The organism is Bartonella sp. PS7NMGDW, assembly GCF_042193585.1.
Taxonomy (GTDB): domain Bacteria; phylum Pseudomonadota; class Alphaproteobacteria; order Rhizobiales; family Rhizobiaceae; genus Bartonella; species Bartonella grahamii.
Map to the genome: position 1 here is coordinate 1 of NZ_JBHILX010000053.1, position 2462 is coordinate 2462.

Annotated in this window: 4 protein-coding genes and 1 pseudogene; all 5 read left to right on the forward strand. The window is 38.1% G+C overall.

Annotated elements, in window-relative coordinates:
- The first annotated feature begins 63 nt into the window (after nt 1-63).
- Nucleotides 64-678: a hypothetical protein gene (locus ACFIKJ_RS08990; RefSeq protein WP_375670519.1), complete on the forward strand. Its 615-nt coding sequence runs from the start codon at nt 64-66 to the stop codon at nt 676-678.
- A gap of 3 nt (nt 679-681) precedes the next feature.
- Entirely contained in the window at nt 682-1233 is a 552-nt protein-coding gene (locus tag ACFIKJ_RS08995; protein WP_375653987.1) for a hypothetical protein, read from the forward strand.
- Nucleotides 1234-1241: 8 nt separating this feature from the next.
- Nucleotides 1242-1703: a hypothetical protein gene (locus ACFIKJ_RS09000; protein WP_375670520.1), complete on the forward strand. Its 462-nt coding sequence runs from the start codon at nt 1242-1244 to the stop codon at nt 1701-1703.
- A gap of 5 nt (nt 1704-1708) precedes the next feature.
- Nucleotides 1709-2278 (forward strand): hypothetical protein, encoded by a 570-nt coding sequence (locus tag ACFIKJ_RS09005; RefSeq protein WP_375627387.1) that lies wholly within the window; start codon nt 1709-1711, stop codon nt 2276-2278.
- Between the two features lie 73 nt (nt 2279-2351).
- Nucleotides 2352-2462 (forward strand): annotated as a pseudogene (locus ACFIKJ_RS09010) (recombinase); the annotation flags it as partial.

The window sequence follows — 2462 nt, forward strand, 5'->3', positions numbered from 1 at the left end:
AAAGGAATTGGTATGTTGTCTCAAGAGATTAAAAAACAAAACATGCATTAAGGGAAATAAACCATGGAAAAAAAATACGAATTTACTGATGAAACAATCGAAGTTGGGGGCAAAACTCTCCACCGCATTCGCGCATTACGAGACTTTGGAAACGTCGAGAAAGGTGATTTAGGAGGCTATATAGAGAAAGAAGACAACCTAAGTCATGAAGGTGATTGTTGGGTAGGTGATGATGCAAAAGTCTATGGTTGTGCCAAGATTTTTGGTGATGCCCATGTTTATGAAAACGCTCGTGTGGATGGTCATGCAAGAGTTTATGACAATGCCAAGGTTTTTGGTGATGCTTATATTCATCACATTGCTGATATTTACGAAAATGCATGTGTTTTTGGTAGTGCATCTGTTACCGGAGAAAATAATATTTTTGGCAATGCGAAGATTTTTGGACATGCTCGTGTTTTTGCCAGTGCACAAATCTACGAGAATGCACAAGTTTCCGGTGGTGCATTTATTAGTGGAAAAGCTAAAATTTATGGAAATGCTAAAATTTATGACGGTTCATTGATTTCCATCAGAGCAAAAGTTGGGGGAAATGCCCAAATCTGTGGTTATGTATTTATTCATGGAAACGCAGAGATCATCAATGATGAAATCATCACAACTGGCCAGAGGCAATAAACCATGGAAAAAAAATACGAATTTACTGATGAAACAATCGAAGTTGGGGGCAAAACTCTCCACCGCATTCGCGCATTACGAGACTTTGGAAACGTCGAGAAAGGTGATTTAGGAGGCTATATCGAGAAAGAAGACAACCTAAGTCATGAAGGTGATTGTTGGGTAGGTGATGATGCAAAAGTCTATGGTTATGCCAAGGTTTTTGGTGATGCCTTGGTTTACGAAAATGCACAAGTTTACGGTTATGCACATGTTTACAACAATTCTCGTATTTATGGCAAAGCAGAAGTTTGCGATGAACCATGCATTTACGGTGATGCAGAAGTTTACGGTGATGCATATATTTGCGGTGAACCGCACGTTTTTGATAATGCAGAAGTTTATGGCAATGCACAAGTTTACGAAAAGGCATACATTTATGATAGGGCGCGTGTTTACGGCAATGCAGAAGTTTCCGGTGATGCGCATGTTTACGGTCATGCAAAAATTTACGGTGAAGCATGTGTATGTTGGGACGACTGGATTGATGGCGATAAAAGAATCTCAACTAGGTAACAAACCAGATGAAAAAATACGAACTTACTGATGAAACAATTGTGTTTGATGGAAGAACTCTTCACCGAATTAGAGCATTAAGAGACTTTGGATATGTCAAAAAAGGTGACCTAGGCGGTTTTATAGAAAAAGAGAGCAACTTAAGCCATAAGAGAGACTGTTGGATTTTTGGCAATGCACACGTTTACGGTGATGCCAAAGTTTATGATGATGCGCGGGTTTATGGGAATGCACGCGTTTATGGCAATGCACAAGTTTCTGATTATGCCGAAGTTGGTGGTGCTTATGTTGGAGATAATGCCAAGGTTTTTGACTATGCGCGGATTTATGGGAATTCTGTTATAGGGAAAAGTGTACACGTTTACGGAAATGCTAAAATTTACAATCAAGCATATATTTGCTGTCGTGTAAACATTGCTGGAAATTGTAAAATTAGTGGCTCCACCATAATCGAAGAACGTGAGAAATAGTAATCATGGAAAAGAAATACGAACTTACTGATGAAATAAAAGAATTTTATGATGCAAGAACCGATAAAAGTAAAAAACTTTATCGCATACGTGCATTAAGAGATTTTAGAAATATTAAAAAAGGTTACTTAGGTGGCTATATACAAAAAGAAGACAACCTATCGCATGAAGGCGATTGTTGGGTTTGGCATAAAGCTATGGTTTGTGGTGACGCTAAGATTTTCGGCAATGCACAAGTATTTGAACGCGCAGAAATTACAGGCAGGGCGCGTGTTTATGAAAATGCAAAAGTTTGCGGTGAAGCATATGTTGAATATGATGCGCAAATTTACGGCAATGCACAAATTTATGGTGAGGCTCGAGTTTTGGGCCATGTTTATGGCAATGCCCGTGTCTATGGAGATGCTTATATAAGTGATAAAGCACACATTTCCGGAAATATGAAAATTCTAGATGGAGTATATATTTTAGATAATGTAAATATTTCTGGTAATCTTGAAATTCGTGGACGCAATTCAATCATCTACGAAAGTGACTATTCAGCAAGCGATATAAGCTACATAAGCCGTTTCTAACAACCAAACAACATTTTTAAACACAAGCGTGATTCACGCCACGGGGGAATTGCGCGCAATGTAGGAAATCAAGATGACAAATTCCACTTTTTTAACAGAAATGGCAAGAAAATATGGATTTTCTGCTGAAGAATTTCGAGAAACAATCATAAAAACTTGTATTGGATATAAAAATGCTAGTGTC

Bases quoted from the DNA above. Each gene is read 5' to 3' on its own strand.
- ACFIKJ_RS08990 (WP_375670519.1), top strand. From the start codon at position 64: ATGGAAAAAAAATACGAATTTACTGATGAAACAATCGAAGTTGGGGGC.
- ACFIKJ_RS08995 (WP_375653987.1), top strand. From the start codon at position 682: ATGGAAAAAAAATACGAATTTACTGATGAAACAATCGAAGTTGGGGGC.
- ACFIKJ_RS09000 (WP_375670520.1), top strand. From the start codon at position 1,242: ATGAAAAAATACGAACTTACTGATGAAACAATTGTGTTTGATGGAAGA.
- ACFIKJ_RS09005 (WP_375627387.1), top strand. From the start codon at position 1,709: ATGGAAAAGAAATACGAACTTACTGATGAAATAAAAGAATTTTATGAT.